At 71.8% G+C, this 23,189-nt stretch carries 18 protein-coding genes; 7 read left to right on the top strand and 11 right to left on the bottom strand.

Going from position 1 to position 23,189, the window contains the following annotated elements; genetic code table 11:
* Positions 1-62 precede the first annotated feature (62 nt).
* The 4 genes from OG985_RS13660 to OG985_RS13645 form a co-directional block, all read right to left on the bottom strand.
* Positions 63-2,189, bottom strand: a complete 2,127-nt coding sequence (locus tag OG985_RS13660) for a 3-hydroxyacyl-CoA dehydrogenase NAD-binding domain-containing protein (RefSeq protein ID WP_371668591.1) — start codon at positions 2,187-2,189, stop codon at positions 63-65.
* Complete coding sequence (locus tag OG985_RS13655; RefSeq protein WP_371668590.1) at positions 2,186-3,412, bottom strand: acetyl-CoA C-acyltransferase; 1,227 nt, start codon at positions 3,410-3,412, stop codon at positions 2,186-2,188. Before OG985_RS13655 ends, OG985_RS13660 begins: the two co-directional genes overlap by 4 nt.
* A gap of 201 nt (positions 3,413-3,613) precedes the next feature.
* Positions 3,614-4,642, bottom strand: coding sequence for a LacI family DNA-binding transcriptional regulator (locus tag OG985_RS13650; RefSeq protein ID WP_371668589.1), 1,029 nt, complete (start codon positions 4,640-4,642; stop codon positions 3,614-3,616).
* Positions 4,639-7,059 (bottom strand): glycoside hydrolase family 2 protein, encoded by a 2,421-nt coding sequence (locus tag OG985_RS13645; protein ID WP_371668588.1) that lies wholly within the window; start codon positions 7,057-7,059, stop codon positions 4,639-4,641. The genes OG985_RS13650 and OG985_RS13645 overlap by 4 nt, the downstream gene beginning before the upstream one ends.
* Before the next feature lie 156 nt (positions 7,060-7,215).
* On the opposite strand from OG985_RS13645, the gene OG985_RS13640 reads away from it, so the two are divergent.
* From OG985_RS13640 to OG985_RS13630, 3 genes are read left to right on the top strand one after another with little or no spacing between them, the layout of a single operon-like run.
* On the top strand, positions 7,216-8,532 hold the full coding sequence (locus tag OG985_RS13640) for an ABC transporter substrate-binding protein (RefSeq protein WP_371668587.1): 1,317 nt from the start codon (positions 7,216-7,218) through the stop codon (positions 8,530-8,532).
* Positions 8,532-9,485: a carbohydrate ABC transporter permease gene (locus OG985_RS13635; protein ID WP_371668586.1), complete on the top strand. Its 954-nt coding sequence runs from the start codon at positions 8,532-8,534 to the stop codon at positions 9,483-9,485. Before OG985_RS13640 ends, OG985_RS13635 begins: the two co-directional genes overlap by 1 nt.
* On the top strand, positions 9,482-10,312 hold the full coding sequence (locus tag OG985_RS13630) for a carbohydrate ABC transporter permease (RefSeq protein WP_371668585.1): 831 nt from the start codon (positions 9,482-9,484) through the stop codon (positions 10,310-10,312). The genes OG985_RS13635 and OG985_RS13630 overlap by 4 nt, the downstream gene beginning before the upstream one ends.
* Positions 10,313-10,450: 138 nt before the next feature.
* On the opposite strand, the gene OG985_RS13625 is transcribed toward OG985_RS13630, so the two are convergent.
* The 3 genes from OG985_RS13625 to OG985_RS13615 form a co-directional block, all read right to left on the bottom strand.
* A complete protein-coding gene (locus OG985_RS13625; RefSeq protein ID WP_371668584.1) occupies positions 10,451-11,743 on the bottom strand; it encodes a ribonuclease D in 1,293 nt (430 codons plus the stop codon).
* 251 nt (positions 11,744-11,994) lie between these two features.
* Positions 11,995-12,657 carry a response regulator transcription factor gene (locus OG985_RS13620; protein WP_054234007.1) on the bottom strand — a complete coding sequence of 221 codons (663 nt, stop codon included), beginning with the start codon at positions 12,655-12,657 and terminating at the stop codon, positions 11,995-11,997.
* Between the two features lie 849 nt (positions 12,658-13,506).
* A complete protein-coding gene (locus OG985_RS13615) occupies positions 13,507-14,175 on the bottom strand; it encodes a DUF3000 domain-containing protein (RefSeq protein ID WP_371668583.1) in 669 nt (222 codons plus the stop codon).
* 147 nt (positions 14,176-14,322) lie between these two features.
* Between OG985_RS13615 and hemE the strand changes: the two genes are divergently transcribed.
* Positions 14,323-15,390, top strand: a complete 1,068-nt coding sequence (gene hemE / locus OG985_RS13610) for a uroporphyrinogen decarboxylase (RefSeq protein ID WP_371668582.1) — start codon at positions 14,323-14,325, stop codon at positions 15,388-15,390.
* A gap of 15 nt (positions 15,391-15,405) precedes the next feature.
* On the opposite strand, the gene OG985_RS13605 is transcribed toward hemE, so the two are convergent.
* Complete coding sequence (locus OG985_RS13605) at positions 15,406-16,233, bottom strand: rhomboid family intramembrane serine protease (RefSeq protein WP_371668581.1); 828 nt, start codon at positions 16,231-16,233, stop codon at positions 15,406-15,408.
* Between the two features lie 125 nt (positions 16,234-16,358).
* Here OG985_RS13605 and OG985_RS13600 point away from each other — a divergent pair, with 125 nt between their 5' ends.
* Positions 16,359-16,700 carry a hypothetical protein gene (locus tag OG985_RS13600; RefSeq protein ID WP_371668580.1) on the top strand — a complete coding sequence of 114 codons (342 nt, stop codon included), beginning with the start codon at positions 16,359-16,361 and terminating at the stop codon, positions 16,698-16,700.
* Here the strand turns inward: OG985_RS13600 and OG985_RS13595 are convergent.
* Together OG985_RS13595 and OG985_RS13590 are read right to left on the bottom strand one after the other, a co-directional pair.
* Positions 16,697-18,112 (bottom strand): FAD-dependent oxidoreductase, encoded by a 1,416-nt coding sequence (locus tag OG985_RS13595; protein ID WP_371668579.1) that lies wholly within the window; start codon positions 18,110-18,112, stop codon positions 16,697-16,699. The two genes, OG985_RS13600 and OG985_RS13595, sit on opposite strands and share 4 nt — an antisense overlap.
* Positions 18,113-18,159: 47 nt before the next feature.
* The gene (locus tag OG985_RS13590; RefSeq protein ID WP_371668578.1) at positions 18,160-19,173 is read right to left on the bottom strand and encodes a DUF4349 domain-containing protein; all 1,014 of its coding nucleotides are present in this window, start codon (positions 19,171-19,173) and stop codon (positions 18,160-18,162) included.
* 170 nt (positions 19,174-19,343) lie between these two features.
* Here OG985_RS13590 and hemG point away from each other — a divergent pair, with 170 nt between their 5' ends.
* A complete protein-coding gene (gene hemG, locus OG985_RS13585) occupies positions 19,344-20,774 on the top strand; it encodes a protoporphyrinogen oxidase (RefSeq protein WP_371668577.1) in 1,431 nt (476 codons plus the stop codon).
* Between the two features lie 5 nt (positions 20,775-20,779).
* Positions 20,780-21,511, top strand: a complete 732-nt coding sequence (gene hemQ, locus OG985_RS13580; RefSeq protein ID WP_371668576.1) for a hydrogen peroxide-dependent heme synthase — start codon at positions 20,780-20,782, stop codon at positions 21,509-21,511.
* 31 nt (positions 21,512-21,542) lie between these two features.
* On the opposite strand, the gene OG985_RS13575 is transcribed toward hemQ, so the two are convergent.
* On the bottom strand, positions 21,543-23,183 hold the full coding sequence (locus tag OG985_RS13575; RefSeq protein WP_371668575.1) for an alpha/beta hydrolase: 1,641 nt from the start codon (positions 23,181-23,183) through the stop codon (positions 21,543-21,545).
* Positions 23,184-23,189 lie beyond the last annotated feature (6 nt).

Below are 23,189 nucleotides of genomic sequence, written 5' to 3'. Positions count from 1 at the left end.
AAGGCGAAGAGGGCCTCCGCCGACCGGCGGAGGCCCTCGTCACGTACGTGGCGGTGCGGCGGCTACGCCGGAACGCTCGCCACCCCGGGTGCCAGGAACTTCTTGCCGGTCACGCGCTCCGACACGCCCTCGCGGTCCAGGTACGGCGTGATGCCGCCCAGGTGGAAGGGCCAGCCGGCGCCCGTGATCAGGCACAGGTCGATGTCCTGGGCCTCGGCGACGACGCCCTCGTCGAGCATGAGCCCGATCTCCTGCGCCACCGCGTCCAGCACCCGGTCCCGCACCTGCTCCTCGGACAGGACGGAGTCGCCCTGCTTCAGCAGCGCGGCGACCTCCGGGTCCAGCTCGGGCTTCCCGCTGTCGTAGACGTAGAAGCCGCGCTTGCCCGCCTTGACGACGGCCGCGAGGTTCGGGGAGACCGTGAAGCGGTCCGGGAAGGCCCGGTTGAGGGTCTCCGAGACGTGCAGGCCGATCGCCGGGCCGACCAGCTCCAGCAGGACGAGGGGAGACATCGGCAGACCCAGGGGCTCCACCGCCTTCTCGGCGACCTCGACCGGGGTGCCCTCGTCGATGACGTTCTGGATCTCGCCCATGAAGCGGGTGAGGATGCGGTTCACGACGAACGCCGGGGCGTCCTTCACCAGAACCGCCGTCTTCTTCAGCTTCTTGGCCACGGAGAACGCGGTGGCCAGGGAGGCGTCGTCGGTCTGCTCGCCGCGCACGATCTCGAGCAGCGGGAGGATCGCGACCGGGTTGAAGAAGTGGAAGCCCACGACCCGCTCGGGGTTCTTGAGCTTCGACGCCATCTCCGTCACCGACAGGGAGGAGGTGTTGGTGGCGAAGATCGCGTGCGCCGGGGCGACCGCCTCGACCTCCGCGAACACCTGCTGCTTGACGCCGATCTCCTCGAACACGGCCTCGATGACGAAGTCCGCGTCCGCGAAGCCCTCGGCCTTGTCCAGCACACCGGTGACCAGGGCCTTGAGGCGGTTGGCCTTGTCCTGGTTGACACGGCCCTTGCCGAGCAGCTTGTCGATCTCGGCGTGGACGTAGCCCACACCCTTGTCGACGCGCTCCTGGTCGATGTCGGTCAGCACGACCGGCACCTCGAGGCGGCGCAGGAACAGCAGGGCGAGCTGCGAGGCCATGAGGCCCGCGCCCACGACGCCGACCTTGGTCACCGGACGCGCGAGCGACTTGTCGGGCGCGCCGGCCGGGCGCTTGCCGCGCTTCTGCACCAGGTTGAACGCGTAGATACCGGCGCGCAGTTCGCCACCCATGATCAGGTCGGCGAGGGCCTTGTCCTCGGCGTCGTAACCCTGCTGGAGGTCGCCGTTCTTGGCGGCGGCGATGATGTCGAGGGCGCGGTAGGCGGCCGGGGCCGCGCCGTGCACCTTGCTGTCCGCGACGAAGCGGCCCTTGGCGACGGCCTGGTCCCAGGCCTCGCCGCGGTCGATCACCGGACGGTCGACGACGATCTCGCCCTTGAGGACGGACGCCGTCCAGATCAGCGACTGCTCCAGGAAGTCCGCGCCCTCGAACAGGGCGTCGGCGATGCCCAGTTCGTAGACCTGTACACCCTTGAGCTGCTTGTTCTGGTTGAGCGAGTTCTCGATGATCACCGAGACGGCCTTGTCCGCGCCGATCAGGTTCGGCAGCAGGGTGCAGCCGCCCCAGCCGGGGACCAGACCGAGGAAGACCTCGGGGAGCGAGAAGGCCGGGAGGGCCGCGGACACCGTGCGGTAGGTGCAGTGCAGGCCGACCTCGACGCCGCCGCCCATGGCCGCGCCGTTGTAGTACGCGAAGGTCGGTACCGCCAGAGCGGCGAGGCGCTTGAAGACCTCGTGGCCGCCCTTGCCGATGGCCAGCGCGTCCTTGTGCTCCTTCAGGAGCTCTACGCCCTTGAGGTCGGCGCCGACCGCGAAGATGAACGGCTTGCCGGTGATGCCGACGCCGATGATCTCGCCGGCCGCGGCCTCCTTCTCGACCTGGTCGATCGCGGTGTTGAGGTTCGCGAGCGAGGCCGGACCGAAGGTCGTCGGCTTGGTGTGGTCGAAGCCGTTGTCCAGGGTGATGAGCGCGAAGCGGCCCGCACCGAACGGCAGGTCGAGGTGGCGGACGTGCGCCGACGTCACGACCTCGTCGGGGAACAGCTCGGCCGCTCCCTTGAGGAGTTCAACGGTGCTCACTTGTCGCCTCCGGCGTCCTTGTGGTGCGGGTTCTCCCAGATCACCGTGGCGCCCATGCCGAAGCCGACGCACATGGTGGTGAGGCCGTAACGGACCTCCGGCTGCTCCTCGAACTGACGGGCCAGCTGAGTCATCAGCCGGACACCGGAGGAGGCCAGCGGGTGACCGTAGGCGATGGCGCCGCCGTACTGGTTGACGCGCGCGTCGTCGTCCGCGATGCCGTAGTGCTCCAGGAAGGCGAGCACCTGGACCGCGAAGGCCTCGTTGATCTCGAAGAGGTTGATGTCCTCGATCGACAGGCCCGCCTTGGCGAGGGCCTTCTCGGTCGCGGGGATCGGGCCGTAGCCCATGACCTCCGGCTCGACGCCCGCGAAGGCGTACGAGACCAGGCGCATCTTGACCGGCAGGTTGTTCTCGCGGGCGAAGTCCTCGCTCGCGATGATCGAGGCGGTGGCGCCGTCGTTCAGACCGGCCGCGTTGCCGGCGGTGACCCGGCCGTGCACACGGAACGGGGTCTTGAGGCCGGAGAGGTTCTCCAGCGTGGTGCCCGGGCGCATCGGCTCGTCGGCGGTGACCAGGCCCCAGCCCGTCTCACCGGCCTCCGGGTTGGTGCGGCGCACCGAGACCGGGACCAGGTCGGCCTGGATCTTGCCGTTGGCGTACGCCTTCGCGGCCTTCTCCTGCGAGCGCACCGCGTACTCGTCGGCGCGCCGCTTGGTGATGGTCGGGTAGCGGTCGTGCAGGTTCTCGGCGGTCATGCCCATGAACAGGGCGGACTCGTCGACCAGCTTCTCGCTGACGAACCGCGGGTTCGGGTCCACGCCCTCGCCCATGGGGTGGCGGCCCATGTGCTCCACGCCGCCGGCGATGACGGCGTCGTAGGCACCGAAGGCCACGGAGCCGGCCGCGGTCGTCACCGCGGTCAGGGCGCCCGCGCACATGCGGTCGATCGAGTAGCCGGGGACCGACTGCGGCAGCCCGGCCAGGATGCCGGCCGTACGGCCCAGCGTCAGGCCCTGGTCGCCGATCTGCGTGGTCGCGGCGATGGCGACCTCGTCGATCTTCTTCGGGTCGAGACCGGGGTTGCGGCGCAGCAGCTCCCGGATCGCCTTCACGACGAGGTCGTCGGCCCGGGTCTCGTGGTAGATGCCCTTCGGGCCCGCCTTGCCGAACGGGGTGCGGACGCCGTCGACGAAGACGACATCCTTGACGGTACGAGGCACGATGGCTCTCCTCCAGGGTGCGGGATCTGCACTGCTGCGGCACGCATGCGCTGAGCGCGCGCTCACCGCCATGCTACTTGTGGGTAACCAGACTGCCCAGTCCCCCTCGCCGGAGCGGCGAACGTCACACCGCCGGGCCCCCTGGAACGGTCCCGTCGACCGTCCCTAGCGCCCACCTCGCAGCCGTGTCACCCAGCCGTACTACCCCCGAGGCGGTGCCGTCGAGCCTCTCGGGGTCAGGACCGGGGTCGGCACCGGATGCGACCCCGGACCTTCACCGGTGATGACCCCGAACAACGTCCGGGCCGCCTCCGCGCCGAAGCCGTGGACGTCGTGGCTCATCGCGGACAGGGTCGGGTGGGTCAGCCGGCACAGCTGGGAGTCGTCCCAGGCCAGCAGGGACACGTCGGCCGGGACCGCCAGCCCCATCTCCGCGGCCACCGAGAGACCCGCCACCGCCATGATGTCGTTGTCGTACACGATGGCCGTCGGCCGGTCCGGCGGGGCGGCCGTCAGCAGTGACCGGGTGGCCCGGGCGCCCGCCTCCCCGGAGTAGTCCGTGGCGACCTGCCAGGCCCCGGCCAGCCCGAGGGCGCGGGCCGCCTCGTCGAACGCGGCGGTCCGCATGACGGTGTGCCCGAGGGCCGCCGCGCCGCCGACCCGGGCGATCCGCCGGTGCCCGAGCGCGGCGAGATAGCGCACGGCTTCGGTGACGGCGGTGGCGTCGTCGGTCCACACCGAGGTCAGGCCGCCGGTCAGCGAGGGGTGCCCCACGGCCACCACCGGCATCCCGAGCCGCTCGGCCGCCGCCACCCGGGGGTCGTCGGCCCGGAAGTCCACCAGGATCGATCCGCCGACCTGCCGTCCCCGCCACCAGGACTGCTGGAGTACGGCCTCCTCCTCCACGTCCTTCACCAGCCGCAGCAGCAGTGAGCAGGAGTGCTCGGTGAGCACGCCCTCCACGCCCGAGACGAACTCCATGTAGAAGGGTTCGAGGCCCAGCATCCGCGCCGGACGGCAGATGGCGAGACCGACCACGTCCACCCGTGAACTCGACAGCGACCGGGCGGTGAGGTTCGGCGCCCAGCCCAGCTCCCGGGCCGCCTCGAAGATCCGGTCCCGGGTCGCCTCCGCGAGCCCCGGCTTGTGGTTGAAGGCGAGGGACACCGCACCCTTGGACACGCCGGCGCGCGCGGCGACGTCCTTGATGGTGACGCGGGGGATCGTCATCGGCCGGGCTCCACGCAGTACAGGGCCGACCGGGCGGCGGCCGCGTCCCGCTCGCCCCGGGCCTCCCAGCCGCGCACGCCGATGGTGACCGTCTCGCCCGGCAGCAGCGTGACCAGACCCCGGTCGGCGCGCGCCCGGGGGTCCAGCCGGTCGGCCTGGAGCAGCAGATCCCGTACGAGGGTGTGGGCCGTCACCGTGATCCCGCCCGGCACGAGCGCCACCTCGAACTCCGGCCGCGGGTAGGGGATCTCGCGATCCGCGGCCGGGAAGTGCAGAGCGCGCAGCCCGTCCACGTCCGCGACCAGGTACTCCTTGGGGCCGACGGGCTCCAGCTCACCCGGGACAGGCAGGAGGGCGACGGACCGCCTCCCGGCCGACACGTCCAGGCCGGCCCTCGCGAGCACCGCGCCCTCGACGGACATCCGGCGCAGGACCACCGTGCCGCTCCACTCGTCCGCCGACTGGTTGACCGCGGCCAGCACCAGCCCGTCGTCCCGCGCCCGCAGGGTCAGCAGCCGGTCCGCGTACAGCCGCCGCAGCTCGTGGTACAGCGGTTTCTCCCGCCCGTCCCCGTCGATCGCCGCCCAGGAAGTCACCGGCCAGCAGTCGTTGAGCTGCCAGACCACCGTGCCCGCGCAGACCGGCCAGCTGGACCGCCAGTGCTCGATCCCGGCCGCGACCGCGCGCGCCTGGTTGACCTGCGTGAGGTAGTGCCAGCGGTCGAAGTCCCCCTCGGGCAGGGCGAAATGACGGACGAGCCCGCGCTCCAGCTTGCCGTTGCCGTCCTCCGCCTTCTGGTGGTGCAGCATGCCGGGGGAGCCGGGCGCGAGCTCCTCACCGGCCAGCGCCCGCCGCAGCGTGGCGTACGCGGGCGGTGCCTGCCAGCCGAACTCGGCGACGAACCGCGGCACATGGAGCCGGTAGTCCGCGTAGTCCACCTGGTTCCAGACCTCCCACGAGTGGTGGGTGCCGTGCGCCGGGTCGTTCGGGTGCCGGTCCCAGGAACCGGACCACGGGCTGCCCGCCGTGTAGGGCCGGGTCGGGTCCGACTCGGCCACCACGCGCGGCAGCAGGCCCAGGTAGTACCCCTCGCCCCAGGACTCCCCGGCCAGCCGCCGTTCCCAGTCCCAGTCGCGGAAGCCCCACAGGTTCTCGTTGTTGCCGTTCCACAGCACGAGCGAGGGGTGCGGCATCAGCCGTACGACGTTCTCGCGGGCCTCCGCCTCCACCTCGCCGCGCAGCGGCTGCTCCTCCGGGTAGGCGGCGCAGGCGAACGGGAAGTCCTGCCAGACCAGCAGCCCGAGTTCGTCGCAGGCGTCGTAGAAGTCCTCGCTCTCGTAGATCCCGCCGCCCCAGACGCGTACGAGGTCCACGCCCGCGTCGGCCGCCTGCCGCAGCCGCTCGCGGTAGCGGACGCGGCTGACGCGCGAGGGGAACACGTCGTCGGGGATCCAGTTGACGCCCCGGGCGAAGAGCCGCTCACCGTTGACGACGAAGGTGAATCCGGTGCCGTGCGCGTCGGGCCGACGGTCCAGCTCGACGGTCCGGAAGCCGATCCGCCGGCGCCACGCGTCCAGCGCGCCCGCTTCGCCGCGCCCCGGCGCCGACGCGCTCGCCTCGCCGTGCAGAAGCGTCAACTCGACGTCGTACAGCGGCTGTTCGCCGTACCCGCGCGGCCACCACAGATCCACGTCCGGCACGTCGAGACGTACGGTCGCGCGCGTCCCGTCGACCCGGGCGCGTGCCCGCACCCCGCCGACCGTCGCCTCGAGAGTCAGCGGCGCCTCGACCCTGGACCGCTCGACCTCCACGGCCAGCTCGACCCGGCCCATGCCCTCTTCGACGGTCACCAGCGGGCGCACCCGGGCGATCCGGGCCGTCGACCAGTGCTCCAGGCGTGCCGGGCGCCAGATGCCGGCCGTCACCAGGGTCGGCCCCCAGTCCCAGCCGAAGGAGCAGGCCATCTTCCGTACGTACGCGTAGGGCTCGGGGTAGGCCGACGGCCGCTCGCCCAGCCGCCCGCGGACCGCCTCGGCCTCGGCGTGGGCGGAGCCGAAGCGCACCGAGAGCCGTCCGGTCATACCGGTCACGTCGAAGCGGTACGAGCGGTGCATGTTCCTGGTCCGGCCGACGGGCCGGCCGTCGAGCAGGATCTCGGCGACGGTGTCCAGCCCCTCGAAGACGAGGTCGGTCTGCTCGTGCCGCTCGGCCGCGGACACGGCCGGCAGGTCCGTCTCGTACGTCCACTCGCGCCGCCCGACCCAGGCCACGCCGGTCTCGTTGCGTCCCAGGAAGGGGTCCTCGATCACCCCCGCCGCCAGCAGATCGGTGTGCACACAGCCCGGCACCCGGGCCGGCAGCGCAATTCCCTCGTGCCGCAGGATCCATCCCTCGGTGAGCGGCGAGGCCTCCAGCATGCGGACTCCCTAAACCGTTCCAGTGGAGCACACGGACAACACCGGGCCATGATTGCGCAGCCTTGGCGGAATAGGGACTTTACCGGTTAAGAAAGCGCTGTCAGAGTGCCGAATCAGCCATACCGCACGTGCTCGTCCGTCCCGTGAACGGAGTTGATGCACATGTACCGCCCCCACCTCCTCGCCCTGGCCGCCGGAGCCCTGCTGCTGTCGGCCTGCACCGGTACCGGAGGCGCCTCCAAGGGCGCCGACGCCAAGGCACCCGACGACCCGTCGAAGGTCAGCGGCACCATCAAGGTGCTCACCCAGCGCACCGATCTCGTGCAGGACGGCACGATGAAGAAGTACGCCGCCGAGTTCCGCAGGACGTATCCGAAGGTCAAGGTCGAGTTCGAGGCCCTCACGAACTACGAGACCGAAGTCAAGATCCGGATGAACACGGAGAACTACGGCGACGTCCTGCTGATCCCCGGCGTCATCAAGAAGAGCGACTACCCGAAGTTCTTCGCCTCGCTGGGAACGCGGGACGAGCGCGCCACGAAGTACCGCTTCACCGACTTCACCACGGTCGACGGCAAGGTCTACGGTCAGAGCCCGATCGGCGTCACTCCCGGCTTCGTCTACAACAAGAGGGTCTGGCAGGAGGCCGGGGTCACCGAATGGCCCACCACACCGGCCGAGTTCGTCGCCGACCTGAAGGCGATCAAGTCGAAGACGGACGCGGTCCCGTACTACACGAACTTCGCCGCCCAGTGGCCGCTGACCTCATGGACGTTCGTCAACGGGTCGGTCCACTGCGACACGCGGGCGACCACGAAACTGGCCCAGGGCGACCCGTGGGCGGAGGGGGCCGACCTGCGCGTCGGCGACACCCTGCTCTACGACGTCGTACGGCAGAAACTGGTCGAGAAGGACCCGACGACCTCCAACTGGGAGCAGTCCAAGCCCCGTCTGGCCAAGGGCGAGATCACCACGCAGTGGCTCGGCACCTGGGCGGTCATCCAGTTCCAGGACGCCGCCAGGAAGGCCGGCACCGACCCCGACGACATCGGGTTCATGCCCTTCCCGGCCCAGGTGGACGGGAAGTTCTGCGCGGTCGCCGGCCCCGACTACAACCAGGCCGTCAACGTCCACTCCGAGAACAAGGCGGCGGCCCGCGCCTGGATCGACTGGTTCACCGACAAGTCCGGCTACGACAGGGACAACCTCGCCATCTCGCCGCTCAAGGACGCCCCGCTGCCCGAGGTGCTCCGGCCCTACGAGGACGCGGGCGTGAAGCTCATCGAGCTCGACGACACCGAGGGCGCCCGGGTCAAGCTGATCGACACCGAGTCGGAGGTCGGCATCAACGCCCCCGAATACCGGCAGAAGCTCGTCGACCTCGCCCGCGGAGCGCGGCGGGGCACCCTGGACGACTTCTTCGCCGACCTCGGCAAGCGCTGGACCGAGACCCGGAAGAACCTGGGGTCCTGATGACGGACACCACCGAGAAGGCGGCGTCCGGCGCCGGGGTGGGAGCGGCGCCCGCCGTCCCCGCCCCGGCGCCCGCGCCCCGCCCCGCACGCCTGTGGCGGGGCGTCACCCCCTGGCTCTTCCTGATCGCCCCGCTCGCCCTGCTCGTCACGTTCACCTACGCGCCGATCGTCAACATGGTCGCGTACAGCTTCACGGACTGGGACGGGGTGAGCCCCGAACTGCACTACACGGGCGTCGAGAACTACACGGAGCTCTTCACCCGGGACGACCTCTTCCGGGTGTTCTTCGTGAGCGGCTACTACCTCGCCGCGTCCGTCGTCCAGATCGTCGCCGCGCTCTACTTCGCGACGATCCTGAGTTTCCAGGTCCGCTTCCGCAACTTCTTCAAGGGCGTGCTCTTCTTCCCGTACCTGATCAACGGGGTCGCGATCGGTTTCGTCTTCCTCTACTTCTTCCAGGACGGCGGCACGCTCGACTCCGTGCTGAGCCTTTTCGGACACCACTCCGACCACGCGTGGCTCGGCACACCGGTCTCCGCGAACGTCTCGCTGGCCGGCGTCTCGGTCTGGCGCTACATGGGCCTGAACTTCGTCCTGTTCCTCGGCGCGATCCAGTCCATCCCGGGGGAGCTGTACGAGGCGGCCGAACTGGACGGCGCGAACCGCTGGCGCCAGTTCCGTCACATCATCGCGCCCGGCATCAAACCCGTACTGACGCTGACGGTGATCCTGTCCGTCTCCGGCTCGCTGTCGGCCTTCGAGATCCCGTACATCATGACCGGCGGCGCGACCGGCACCGAGACCTTCGTGATCCAGACGCTGAACCTGGCCTTCCGGTTCAACAAGACGGGACTCGCCTCGGCGGCCGCGATCGTGCTGCTGCTGATCATCCTGCTGGTGACCTGGCTGCAGCGGCGCCTGGTCCCCGACGACAAGGTGGACCTCGTATGACGCGCCGTGCCGTGGCCCGCACCCTCGTGTACCTGTCGCTCGTCCTCGCGGCGGCGGTCGTCCTGCTGCCGCTCGGCGTCGTCCTGCTGACCTCCCTCAAGTCCGAGGGGGAGATGGCGGACGGCAGTGGCGCGCTGACCCTCCCCGGCGACCTGTTCAACCTCCACAACTACGTGACGGCGTTCCAGGACGGCGGAATGCTCGCGGCGTTCGGCCACACCGCCTTCATCCTGGTGTTCGCCATCGGCGGCACGGTCCTCATCGGCTCGATGACCGCCTACGCCATCGACCGGTTCACCTTCCGCCTCAAGCGGCTGGTGGTCGCCCTGTTCCTGATCGCCGCGCTGGTCCCCGGCGTGACCACCCAGGTGGCGACCTTCCAGATCGTCAACAGCTTCGGGATGTTCGACTCGCTGTGGGCGCCGATCGTGCTCTACATGGGCACGGACATCGTGTCGATCTACATCTTCCTGCAGTTCGTACGGTCCATCCCGGTCTCCCTCGACGAGTCGGCCCGCCTGGACGGCGCCAACGCCTTCACGATCTACCGGAAGATCATTTTCCCGCTGCTCAGGCCGGCGATCGCGACCGTCGTGATCGTGAAGGGGATCACCGTCTACAACGACTTCTACATCCCCTTCCTCTACATGCCCTCCGAGGATCTTGGCGTGATCTCGACGTCCCTGTTCCGCTTCCGCGGGCCCTACGGGGCGCACTGGGAGACCATCTCGGCCGGAGCGATCCTGGTCATCCTGCCGACGCTGGTCGTGTTCCTGAGCCTGCAGAGGTTCATCTACAACGGCTTCACCCGAGGCGCGACCAGGTGAGGGACCTGCCGGTGCGGCGGGGAGGGGGACATGCCGTACGGCGGTCCGGGGCGCCCCGGACCGCCGTACGGCATGCCCCTTCGACGGCGGTGGCCGACCCGCGGCTCGGCCACCGAAGGGTTCGCCCTCCTCCGCCTGCTACGCCTCCTGCGGGGGTGCCGACAACGCGGCCACCAGCACGGGCGTGACCTGCTCGACCTGCCACGGCCGTGCCCCGTACCCGGCCAGCGCGGCGCCCACCGACTCGGCGTCCACCACCTGCGGCGGCTCCCAGCAGACCCGCCGTACGGTGTCCGGCGTCATGAGGTTCTCCTGCGGCATGCCGAGCTGCTCGGCCAGCGCCGAGACCGCCGCCCGGGCCGCCGAGAGGCGAGCCGCCGCGACGGGGTCCTTGTCGGCCCAGGCGCGGGGCGGCGGCGGCCCGGCCACCGGCTGGCCCGGCTGCGGCAGCGCGGCGTCCGTCAGGGCCCGCGCCCGGTCCACCGCGGCCTGCCACTGGTCCAGCTGACGGCGTCCCACGCGGTGCCCGAAACCGTTCAGCGCGGCCAGGGCCTGCACCGTGGTCGGCACGGCGAGCGCCGCCTCCACGATGGCCGCGTCACTGAGCACCTTGCCCGGTGACACGTCCCGTCGCTGCGCGATCCGGTCCCGGGTCTCCCACAGTTCGCGCACCACGGCCAGCTGCCGCCGCCGGCGCACCTTGTGCATGCCGGAGGTGCGGCGCCACGGGTCCTTGCGCGGTTCCGCCGGCGGGGCCGCGGCGATGGCGTCGAACTCCTGCCGGGCCCACTCCAGCTTGCCCTGCCGGTCCAGCTCCTTCTCCAGCGCGTCCCGCAGGTCGACGAGGAGTTCCACGTCCAGGGCCGCGTAGCGCAGCCAGGGCTCGGGCAGCGGCCGGGTCGACCAGTCGACGGCCGAGTGGCCCTTCTCCAGAACGAAGCCGAGCACGCCCTCGACCATCGCGCCGAGGCCGACCCGCGGGAACCCGGCCAGCCGACCGGCCAGCTCGGTGTCGAAGAGGCTCGTGGGCACCATGCCTATTTCGCGCAGACACGGCAGGTCCTGAGTGGCCGCGTGCAGGACCCACTCCACGCCGGAGAGCGCCTCTCCCAGGCCGGAGAGGTCGGGGCAGGCCACGGGATCGATCAGCGCCGTCCCGGCGCCCTCGCGGCGCAGCTGCACCAGATAGGCGCGCTGCCCGTACCGGTAGCCGGACGCGCGTTCGGCGTCGACGGCGACCGGGCCGGAGCCCGCGGCGAACGCGGCGATCACCTCGGCGAGGGCGTCGTCCTCGGTGATCACGGGCGGAATGCCCTCACGGGGTTCCAGCAAGGGGATCGGCGCCTCCGTAGCAGATCCGCCGTCGTCCGGAGGGGCGCCTCCGGTGGTGCGCAGTGTGCTGTCTGCTGCGGTGTCTTGGGCGTCGGTCACATGTCAAGGGTATCTGTGTATGGACAGCGCCCGCCGACGGAACGTTCCGTCGGCGGGCGCCTGGGGGTCGTAAACCAGTCAGGTCGGTGAAACATCCGGTTCACGACGGGTGGGGTACGCGGACGGGAACCGGCGGCCGATCCTGTTCACGTCCGTGAATGGTGGAGGCGGGGTGTCGGGGAAGGCGGGGAAGTCGGGCCGATCGGGGGATCAAAGGATCGGGGGATCGGCGGGGGACGAAGGAATCGGGGTCAGTGGATGATGCCGGTCCGCAGGGCCACGGCGACCATGCCGGCCCGGTCACCGGTGCCGAGCTTGCGGGCGATACGAGCGAGGTGGCTCTTGACGGTCAGCGCGGACAGGCCCATCGAGACGCCGATCGCCTTGTTCGACTGGCCCTCCGCGACCAGTCTCAGCACCTCGACCTCGCGGCCGGAGAGCTCGCGGTAGCCGCCCGGGTGGCTCGGGGCACCCGGGGGGCGGCGGTGCATACGGGCGGCGGCCGAACCGATGGGGGCGACACCCGGTCGGGTGGGGAGCCCGACGTTGGTGCGGGTGCCGGTGACGACGTATCCCTTGACGCCGCCGGCCAGGGCGTTGCGTACGGCGCCGATGTCGTCGGCGGCGGACAGGGCCAGGCCGTTGGGCCAGCCCGCGGCACGGGTCTCGGACAGCAGGGTGAGCCCGGAGCCGTCGGGCAGGTGGACGTCGGCGACGCAGATGTCTCGGGGGTTGCCGATGCGGGGACGAGCCTCCGCGACGGACGAGGCCTCGATGACGTCGCGCACACCGAGCGCCCACAGGTGGCGGGTGACGGTGGAGCGGACGCGCGGGTCGGCCACGACCACCATGGCGGTCGGCTTGTTCGGGCGGTAGGCGACCAGGCTTGCGGGCTGCTCGAGGAGAACGGACACCAGGCCTCCTGGGTGGGGGACGGGGCCGGCTTGTGGGGATGAAGCCGGGAGGAACCGTGCTTTCAAGGTCACAGTCGTCTTCGGCATCAAACCCGTGGGCCTTTAGAGAATGATCACGATCTGGTGAGTAACAATCCGTGCAATTCGGACGCGCGAGCGATCATTCGAAGACCGAACGGTTTCGGTCCGCGTCGATACGCGGCCGAAAGTGGCCGTATCGACAAAGAGATGCCCAACGGCCGGTGTGGGTGACGGGCTCGGGCGAGGGATTGTGCCGACGGGACGGACGGGGGCGGCGACGGACGCTGCGAGGGCCCCGGTGCGGCCGTACCGAGGGGTCGCGCTGAGGGACGGGTCGCGCCGAGTGACGCCTGCGAAGGGTGGCCGAGCGGGGCGGGCCGCCTGTCGTGCCTGCGGGGTGTGGTGACCACGCGCCGGTGGGGCGGCCGGTAGCGGTCTCGGCTGTCCGACGGGCGACGGTGGCCGGACGCTGCCAGGGGTGCGCCGACGGCGACGGTCGTGTCCTCTGGAGGTGGTCCCACGCGACGGTGCCCGGTCGGCCATGGGGATGCACCTGTACGGGATCCGGACGGCCACTGCGAAGGGGTGTGCGAGGGGTGATCAGATCCGGCCGTCCAGACAGGGTGCAGTGGCCCGCGACGGCGACCGGTAGCGCCCAGAAGCGCCCGGACAGGCGGCACCGATCGGGCGTGCCGCCGGGCCGGGGTGAAAGCCGAGACGCGTGGCGGGCCGACCGCGTCGACCGGTCACGGAAGCGGGGCGCGGCGGCGGGCGTGTCGGCCGGTCATGGGGCGGGCCGGAGCGGCGAGGCGCGCCGATCGGTCAAGGTCAGCGGGACTGTGGGCCCCGTCGCTGGGGCAGTGTCACCACCGACGCGTCGCCCGGGCCGGCCGGCGGCAGGCCCGCGATCTGGGCCAGCAGGTCGCACCAGGCGGCCAGGTGGGCCGCCGTGTCCGGGACGTCGCCGAGGCCCTCGCGGGGGGTCCAGGAGGCCCGGATCTCGATCTGTGAGGCGGCCGGTCGCTCCGCCAGGCCGCCGAAGTAGTGCGAGCTCGCGCGCGTGACGGTGCCGCTCGGTTCGCCGTACGACAGACCGCGCGCCTGGAGCGCGCCGGTCAGCCAGGACCAGCACACCTCGGGCAGCAGCGGGTCGGCCGCCATCTCCGGCTCCAGCTCCGCGCGCACCAGCGTCACCAGACGGAAGGTGCCCTGCCAGGCGTCGTGTCCGGCCGGGTCGTGCAGCAGGACGAGCCGGCCGTCGGCCAGGTCCTGGTCGCCGTCGACGACCGCGGCCTCCAGCGCGTACGCGTGCGGGGCGAGCCGCTGCGGTGCGCGGGTCGGCTCGATCTCGATCTGCGGCCGCAGCCGCGCGGACCTCAGCGCGTCGACGGCCGCCCGGAAGGGCGGCGGAGCCGCACCGCTCCCATCCCGGTCCCCCTCCTTGGTGTCGTCCATTCCGTCAGCGCCGTCCGACAGTCGTCCCTGAGCCGCAGCCATGCGGGGAAGGTTAAGGGGAACGGGGCCTCCGTGCGGGGAGGGACACCCGTGCGAGGGCCGCCTGTCCGGAACGCGCCGTTGCGAACGGGCCGGGGCGGCGCGCCCCGCGGTCCGGCGGTGTCGGTGCGGCGTGCGAGACTTTTCGTCGTGAGCGCCAACCAGAGCCCCGCGGGCAAGCAGCCGACAGCGACTTACGAGTCAGCCTTCCTGAAGGCGTGCAGGCGCGAGCCCGTGCCGCACACGCCCGTGTGGTTCATGCGGCAGGCCGGGCGTTCCCTGCCGGAGTACCGCAAGGTGCGCCAGGGCATCCCGATGCTCGAGTCCTGCATGCTGCCCGAGCTGGTCACCGAGATCACGCTTCAGCCGGTGCGCCGGCACAACGTGGACGCGGCGATCTACTTCAGCGACATCGTCGTCCCGCTCAAGGCCATCGGTGTCGACCTCGACATCAAGCCCGGCGTCGGCCCGGTCGTCGAGAAGCCGATCCGCACCCGTGCCGACCTCGCCCAGCTGCGCGACCTCACCCCGGAGGACGTCGGCTACGTCACCGAGGCGATCGGCCTGCTGACCCGTGAGCTCGGCGCCACCCCGCTGATCGGCTTCGCGGGCGCGCCGTTCACCCTCGCGAGCTACCTCGTGGAGGGTGGCCCTTCCCGCACGTACGAGAACGCCAAGGCGATCATGTACGGCGACCCGCAGCTGTGGGCCGACCTGCTGGACCGCCTCGCCGACATCACGGCCGCGTTCCTGAAGGTCCAGATCGAGGCGGGTGCCTCCGCCGTCCAGCTTTTCGACTCCTGGGCCGGCGCGCTCGCCCCCGCCGACTACCGGCGCTCGGTGATGCCCGCCTCGGCGAAGGTCTTCCGGGCGGTCGCGGAGTACGGCGTGCCGCGCATCCACTTCGGCGTCGGCACCGGCGAACTGCTCGGCCTGATGGGCGAGGCCGGCGCGGACGTCATGGGCGTCGACTGGCGCGTCCCGCTGGACGAGGCGGCCCGCCGTGTCGGCCCCGGCAAGGCGCTGCAGGGCAACCTCGACCCGACCGTGCTCTTCTCCACCACCGAGGCGGTCGAGGCCCACACGCGCGAGGTCCTTGACGCGGCGGAGGGTCTGGAGGGTCACATCTTCAACCTGGGCCACGGCGTCATGCCGGCCACGGACCCGGACGCGCTGACCCGGCTCGTGGAGTACGTCCACACCCACACCGCGCGCTGAACCGGGCGGGCACACTCACCACGTGTGCCGGGGCCGTGCCTTCCTGCCGAACAGCAGGCCGCGCGGTTCCGGCGGTGGCGGAGTGCCGGGCCGCAGCGGCCAGGCGATCAGCATCCCGGCGAGGAAGCCGACCACATGCGCCGCGTACGCCACGGTGCCGACCTCGGAGACGCCCTCCCCGGACGAGTACACCGCCTGGAGCACGAACCAGAAGCCCAGCACCATCCAGGCCGGCAGTCTGAGCGGCAGGAACACCAGGAACGGGACGAGCACCCAGACCCTGGCCTTCGGGTACAGCACCAGATAGGCGCCCAGCACCCCGGCGATGGCTCCCGACGCGCCGATCAGCGGGTCGCCCGAGTCGTCGTTGAGCAGCGCGAAGCCGTACGAGGCCGCGTAGCCGCAGGCGACGTAGAAGAGCGCGAAGCGCACATGTCCCATGCGGTCCTCGACGTTGTTGCCGAAGATCAGCAGGAAGAGCATGTTGCCCAGCAGGTGCAGCCAGCCGCCGTGCAGGAACATCGCCGTGAAGACGCTGAGGGGTGGGGACTTGTCGTAGTCCGGCGGGCCCACCACGCAGCCGGGCGTCCCCTGCAGGCTCGTCCCGACCTCGCCGGTGGGGACGGAGCGCGGCAGCTGGTGGTGGATCAACTCCTGTGGCACCGCGGCGTAGTGGTCCAGGAACGCCTGGAGGTGACACAGCTGGGACAGGTCGCTGTCGCCCGTCACGGAACCGGCGAGGCCGGGAGTGAACAGGAAGACGAGAACATTCGCAGCGATCAGCGCATACGTCACATAGGGCGTGCGGCGCACCGGATTCACGTCATGAACGGGGATGACCACAAGGAAGTACTGCCCTCGTTGCGCCCGCCGAATCGGTGAACGGCGGCGTCCGCCCGTGCGTATGTCCTCTCAACCGCCCGCGGCGCGGGAAAGGCGGGTCGCGGGGACGACGTGAGGAACAGGCGATGAACGACCGAGTTACTCCCCCGATGCAGGCGCTGCCCGACGGTGAGGCGGAGATCTCCCTTGTGGTCCGCCTGCCGTGGGAGGACGTGGCCAGGCTCGGCCAGGAGGCCGGCAGGCTGGCCACGCAGATGCAGCGTCCGGTGACCCTCGACGAGGCGGTGAGCCACCGGCTGCGCTCCGCCCGCTCCGCGGCGCACGCGAAACCGGCGGGCGAGCAGCCGGCGCCGATGACCACCAGTGCCATGACCGCCAGTGCCTCCGTCTCCGCGCTGCCGCCCCGGCAGCAGCCGGCCGACCAGGCCCGTCAGGCCATCGAACGGATCAACGGCACGACGGCCTAGGCCGTTTCGGCCCGGTCCGCGGAGGCCCGCACCCTGGCCACCGCCTTGCGGGCCGCCACCAGTACCGGGTCCCAGACGGGTGAGAACGGCGGCGCGTAGCCGAGGTCCAGGCTGGTCATCTGTTCCACCGTCATGCCCGCCGTGAGGGCAACGGCGGCGATGTCGACCCGCTTGCCCGCGCCCTCCGTGCCCACGATCTGTACGCCGAGCAGCCGCCCCGTGCGGCGCTCGGCGAGCATCTTCACCGTCATGGGCGAGGCGCCGGGGTAGTAGCCGGCTCGGCTCGTCGACTCGATGGTGACCGTCTCGAACCGCAGGCCGGCCCGGCGGGCGTCCTTCTCGCGCAGCCCCGTGCGCGCGATCTCCAGTGCGCAGACCTTGCTCACGGCGGTGCCGACGACGCCCGGGAACGTGGCGTAACCGCCGCCCACGTTGGTGCCGATGACCTGCCCGTGCTTGTTGGCGTGGGTGCCCAGGGCGATGTGCCGTTCCTGCCCGGAGACCAAATCGAGCACCTCGACGCAGTCCCCGCCGGCCCAGATGTTCTCGTGCCCGCGCACCCGCATCGCCAGGTCGGTCAACAGTCCGCCGTGGGAGCCCAGCGGGAGCCCCGCCGCCCGCGCGAGCGTCGTTTCGGGACGTACGCCGATGCCGAGCACCACGACGTCCGCCGGATACTCGGCGTCCTCGGTGACCACCGCCCGCACCCGGCCGTCCTCACCTGTGAGGACCTCGGTGACCTCGGCGTCGTCGACCATGGTGATGCCCAGGCCCTCCATGGCCGTGTGCACGAGCCGCCCCATGTCGGGATCGAGCGTCGACATGGGTTCCTTGCCCCGGTTGACGACCGTGACCTCATAGTCCCGGTTGATGAGCGCCTCGGCCATCTCCACCCCGATGTAACCGGCGCCGACGACCACCGCCCGCCGGCCACTCGTGCGGGCCAGGGTGTCGATGAGCGCCTGGCCGTCGTCGAGCGTCTGCACGCCGTGCACCCCGCGCGCGTCGACGCCCGGCATGGCGGGGCGGATCGGCCGGGCTCCGGTCGCGATCACGAGTTTGTCGTACGACGTCCAGGACTCGGCGCCGGAGTCGACGTCACGCGCGCGTACCCGCTGCCCGGCGACGTCGATCTCCGTGACCTCGGTGCGCAGGCGCAGGTCGATGCCGCGCGCCCGGTGCTCCTCGGGCGTACGGGCGATCAGCTGGTCCCGCTCGGGCACGTCCCCGCCCACCCAGTAGGGGATGCCGCAGGCCGAGTAGGACGTGAAGTGGCCCCGCTCGAAGGCCACGATCTCCAGCTCCCCGGGGCCCTTCAGACGGCGTGCCTGCGACGCCGCGGACATGCCCGCGGCGTCGCCGCCGATCACCACCAGTCGCTCTGTCCCACGGTTCGTCGCGCTCATGCTCATGCGAACACGCTACGGCGACAGGGCATTTCGCCCCCTGCCAGGCCCGCTCAGTCGGTGTCGTCGCCCTCCCTCGGGCGCTCGGACCGCGGGGTCGGCGGGGTGGCCGGCAGCGGCTCCGGCGCGGTCGCGGCACGTGCGGTCGGCACGGGCCCGGTCCCCGCGTGCCCGGTACGCCGCCCGCGCGCCAGCCGGGGCCGTACCAGCCACAGCCACACCAGCACGAGCAGCGCCGCTCCCGCGACGAACGGCAGGACGGCCGCCAGGGCCACCACGATCCAGCGCAGCATCGTCACGAACGCGCCCCAGCCGCCCGCCAGCGCGTCGACGACCCCCGGGTCGTCGTCCTCGGCGGCCTTGTGCACCGGCTTCTGGGACAGGGACAGGGTGATCGTGGCCAGGCTCGTGCGGTCCTTCAGGGACGCCTGCTGGGCGAGCAGCGACTCGAGGTTCGCCTCGCGGGTGCTCAGCTCGCCCTCCAGGGTCACGACGTCGCTGAGCTTGGTGGCCCGGTCCATGAGTTCGCGGACCCGGGCGACGCTGGCGCGCTGTGACGCGATCCGGCTGTCCACGTCGACGACCTGGTCGGTCACGTCGCGGGCCTTCACGTCGCGTTCGAGGAGTTTGCCCGCGCCCTCCAGGTCGGCGAGGACCTCGTCGTACCGGTCGACGGGCACGCGCAGCACCACGCGCGTGTACTCGTTGCCCGCCTCGTCCCGGGACGTCGACTCCTTGCCGACGTAGCCACCCGCGGTCTCGGTGGTGCTGCGGGCCTCGTCCAGGGCCTTCGGCACGTCCTTGACCTGAACGGTCAGGGAGGCGGTGCGGATGATGTGGCTCGTGGGCAGTTTCGTCGGCGCGGTGGCCGTCCGGCCCTCGGCGCCGCCGACGCTGTCGGCGGCGGACCCCTGGCCGGCCGCCTTCCCGTCGCTCTTGGACAGGGCGGCGGAGTCGCCGCCGGAGTCGGAGCTGTCCGCGCCGCCGCAACCGGCCAGCGCGAGAGCGGAGGCCAGCAGAAGCCCGGCCAGGGCGTGAACGGGTCGTAGCTGAGTTCGTGCGCGCATGTGGGCGTACCCCCCGGGTTGTGACGACTGACGCTTCTTCGACGCCCGAGCACGGCGGGACGTTGGCCCGCGCCGGTCCCGATGAGGTCACGGTCAGGACTCGCGCCGGACACCGCGGCCGGGATCCGGGGCGCGGACGGACTGTCAGCGGGGTCTGAGAGGCTGGGGGCATGCGCGAAGTGGAGACTCGTACGGGCCCGGAGCGGGTCGTGGTCGTCGGAGCGGGCATCGCCGGGCTGGCCGCCGCCCACCGGCTGTTGCAGCGCGGGGCGCGGGTGACCGTCCTGGAGGCCTCGGACCGCGTCGGCGGCAAGCTGCTGCCCGGCGAGGTCGCGGGCGCACGCGTGGACCTCGGCGCCGAGTCGATGCTGGCCCGCCGACCCGAAGCGGTGGCCCTGGCCCGGGAGGTGGGCCTTGCCGACCGGCTCCGGCCACCGGCCACCGCCACCGCCTCCCTCTGGACCCGCGGCGTGCTGCGCCCCATGCCCAAGGGCCACGTCATGGGCGTGCCCGGCACCGCCTCCGCCCTCTCCGGGGTCCTGTCCGACGAGGGGCTGCGCCGCGTCGAGCGGGACGCCGACCTGCCGGTCACGGAGGTCGGCGAGGACGTCGCCGTCGGCGAGTACGTGGCGGCGCGGGTCGGCCGCGAGGTCGTCGACCGGCTGGTCGAGCCGCTGCTCGGCGGTGTGTACGCGGGCGACGCGTACCGCATCTCGATGCGCTCGGCCGTCCCCCAGCTCTTCCAGGCCGCACAGACCCACCACTCCCTCACCGAGGCGGTCCGCGAGATCCAGGCGAAGGCGGCCGCGGCCCAGCAGAGCGGGCCGGTGTTCATGGGCATCGAGGGGGGTGTGGGCGGCCTCCCGCTCGCGGTGGCGGAGTCGGTGCGCGCGCGGGGCGGCGAGATCGTCACCCGCGCGCCGGTGACGGAGCTGCGGCGCGAGGCGTCCGGCGGATGGCGGGTCGTCGCCGGCGACCGGGTGCTGCACGCCGACGCGGTGGTGGTGTCCGTGCCCGCCCCGGCCGCCGCCCGCCTGCTGCGCGCCGAGGCCCCCGCGGCCGCCGCCGAACTCGACGCCGTCGCCTACGCCTCCATGGCGCTGGTCACCCTCGCCTACCGCCGGGGCGACACCGCGCTCCCCGAGGGCAGCGGCTTCCTCGTGCCCCCCGTCGACGGGCGGACCATCAAGGCGTCCACCTTCGCCTCCCAGAAATGGGGCTGGATCGCCGACGCCAACCCGGACCTGGTGGTCCTGCGCACCTCCGTCGGGCGGCACGGCGAGGCCGAGATCCTCCAGCGCGAGGACGCCGAGCTGGTGGACGTCTCGCGGCACGACCTCCAGCAGGCGACCGGCCTCGCCGCCACGCCCGTCGACACCCGCGTCACCCGCTGGGACGACGGCCTGCCCCAGTACCCCGTCGGCCACCACGCGCGCGTGGCCCGCGTCCGCGAGCACCTCGGCAAGCTCCCGGGCCTCGCGGTCTGCGGCGCGGTGTACGACGGTGTCGGCATCCCGGCCTGCATCGCGAGCGCGTACGCCGCCGTGGAGCAGCTCTCCGCGGACCCGGTGCGGAGCCGGACCGCGGGCGCGGGAGAATGAGGACCATGAGTGACGACGCCCCCACCACCGAGCCCGGCAGGATCCCGAACAAGGGCAAGCTGGCCAAGGACCTCAACGAGGTCATGCGCTACACGCTCTGGTCCGTCTTCCGGCTGAAGGACGTGCTGCCCGAGGACCGCGCGGGCTACGCCGACGAGGTCCAGGAGCTGTTCGACCAGCTCGCCGCGAAGGACGTGACGGTCCGCGGCACCTACGACGTGTCCGGCCTGCGCGCCGACGCCGACCTCATGATCTGGTGGCACGCCGAGACCGCCGACCAGCTCCAGGAGGCGTACAACCTCTTCCGCCGGACGAAGCTGGGGCGTGCGCTCGAGCCGGTCTGGTCGAACATGGCGCTGCACCGCCCCGCCGAGTTCAACCGCTCGCACATCCCGGCGTTCCTCGCCGACGAGACGCCCCGCGACTACGTGAGCGTCTACCCCTTCGTGCGCTCCTACGACTGGTACCTGCTGCCCGACGAGGACCGCCGCCGCATGCTCGCCGACCACGGCAAGATGGCCCGCGGCTACCCGGACGTGCGGGCCAACACGGTCGCCTCGTTCTCCCTCGGCGACTACGAGTGGATGCTGGCCTTCGAGGCCGACGAGCTGTACCGCATCGTCGACCTCATGCGCCACCTGCGCGCCTCCGAGGCCCGCATGCACGTCCGCGAGGAGGTGCCCTTCTACACGGGGCGCCGCAAGTCCGTGGCCGAGCTGGTGGCCGGGCTGGCCTGATCAGGGCGCGGGTGGGGCCCGCTGCCCTCGGTCAGCGGGCCGGATGTGCGGCCGGGGCCCCGCGGGAGCGGTCGGGCTGCTTCGGCTCGGGTTCCGGGTGCGCTGCGCAGGCCGCGTGCCGCACCGGGAGCCGGCCGTCCAGCAGGTACGCGTCCAGGTAGCCGTTGACGCAGGCGTTCGGGCCGCCCGCGATGCCGTGCGTGCCGGAGTCCCGCTCGGTCACCAGGACCGAACCGGACAGCCGCCGGTGCAGCTCCAGGGCGCCGTCGTACGGCGTCGCCGCGTCCCGCTCGGCGGCCAGGATCAGGGTCGCCGGGAGCTCGCCCGGCCCTGTCCGCACGTCGAGAGGCTCCTGACGCGGGGCCGGCCAGTAGGCGCACGGCAGGTTCGTCCACACGTTGTCCCAGGTCTCGAAGGGCGCCACCCGCGCGAGCCGGGTGTTGTCGCGGTCCCAGACCTTCCAGTCCGTCGGCCAGGCGGCATCGTTGCACTCCACCGCCGTGTAGACCGCGTTGCTGTTCTCCGCCTCCTTCGCCGCCTCCGGATGCGGACCGGCCTGCTCGATCAGCGGCTTCGGGTCGCCCTTCAGATACGCCGACAGCGCCTGCGCACGGTGCGGCCAGTAGTCGTCGTAGTACCCGGCCGTCAGGAACGCGCCCTGCAACTGGCCGGGTCCCACCGTGCCGCCCGCGGGCTTCGCGGCCAGCTCCGCCCGCACCTTCTCGTAGCTGCGCAGCACCTGCTCCGCCGTGCTGCCGAGCCCGTACACGTCGTCGTGCCGCGCGACCCACTCCCGGAAGTCGGCCCAGCGGCCCTCGAACGCGGCCGACTGGTCGAGGTTGTTGCGGTACCAGACCTGCTCGGGGTCGGGGTTCACGGCCGAGTCGAACACCATCCGCCGTACGTGCGAGGGGAACAGCGTCGCGTACAGGGCGCCGAGGTAGGTGCCGTAGGACGCGCCCATGAACGTCAGTCTCGGCTCGCCGAGTGCGGCCCGCAGGACGTCCAGATCACGGGCGTTGTTGAGGGAGGTGTAGTGCCGCAGCGCGCTGCCCGCCCGCGCGGCGCAGCCGCGCGCGTACGCCCTGGCCTGGGCGACGCGTTCCTTCTTGTACGACTCCGAGGGATACGTCGGTGCCTGCGAGGGCGCCTTGAAGAAGTGCTTGGGGTCCTTGCAGGACAGGGGAGCTGAGCGGTCGACTCCGCGCGGGGCGTAGCCGATGAGGTCGTAGGCCGCGGCGACGCGCTTCCACTCGGGCATCATGCCGACCAGCGGGAAGTACATGCCGGAGCCGCCGGGACCGCCCGGGTTGTAGACCAGGGCGCCCTGCCGCGGTACCCGGTGCTTGCTGTTGTGCGGGTCCTTGTGTGTGGCCGGCGCCCGGCTGACGGTCAGTTTGATCAGCTTGCCGTCGGGGTGCGCGTAGTCGAGCGGGACGGACACCGTGCCGCAGCGCATGCTGTCCGGCAGATCGTCCGCGTCGGGGCAGGCGCCGAAGGTGATCCCGGCGACCCGGGCCCGCGCGGCGGCGACGGCGGTACCGCGCGTCTCCGGCGCGGCGCGCGAGGACTTCGCCGCGCCGGGTGTGCCCGGAGTGCTGCCGGCCGGGGCGGCGGCGAGGGCGGTCAGGAGCAAGGACCCTGCGGCCGTGTAGAGGGCGGGAGCTCTCATCGGGTG

The sequence above is a fragment of the Streptomyces sp. NBC_00289 genome (assembly GCF_041435115.1).
GTDB lineage: Bacteria > Actinomycetota > Actinomycetes > Streptomycetales > Streptomycetaceae > Streptomyces.
The sequence above is the reverse complement of the archived record's forward strand: the minus strand, read 5'-3'. Positions and strand labels throughout refer to the sequence as shown.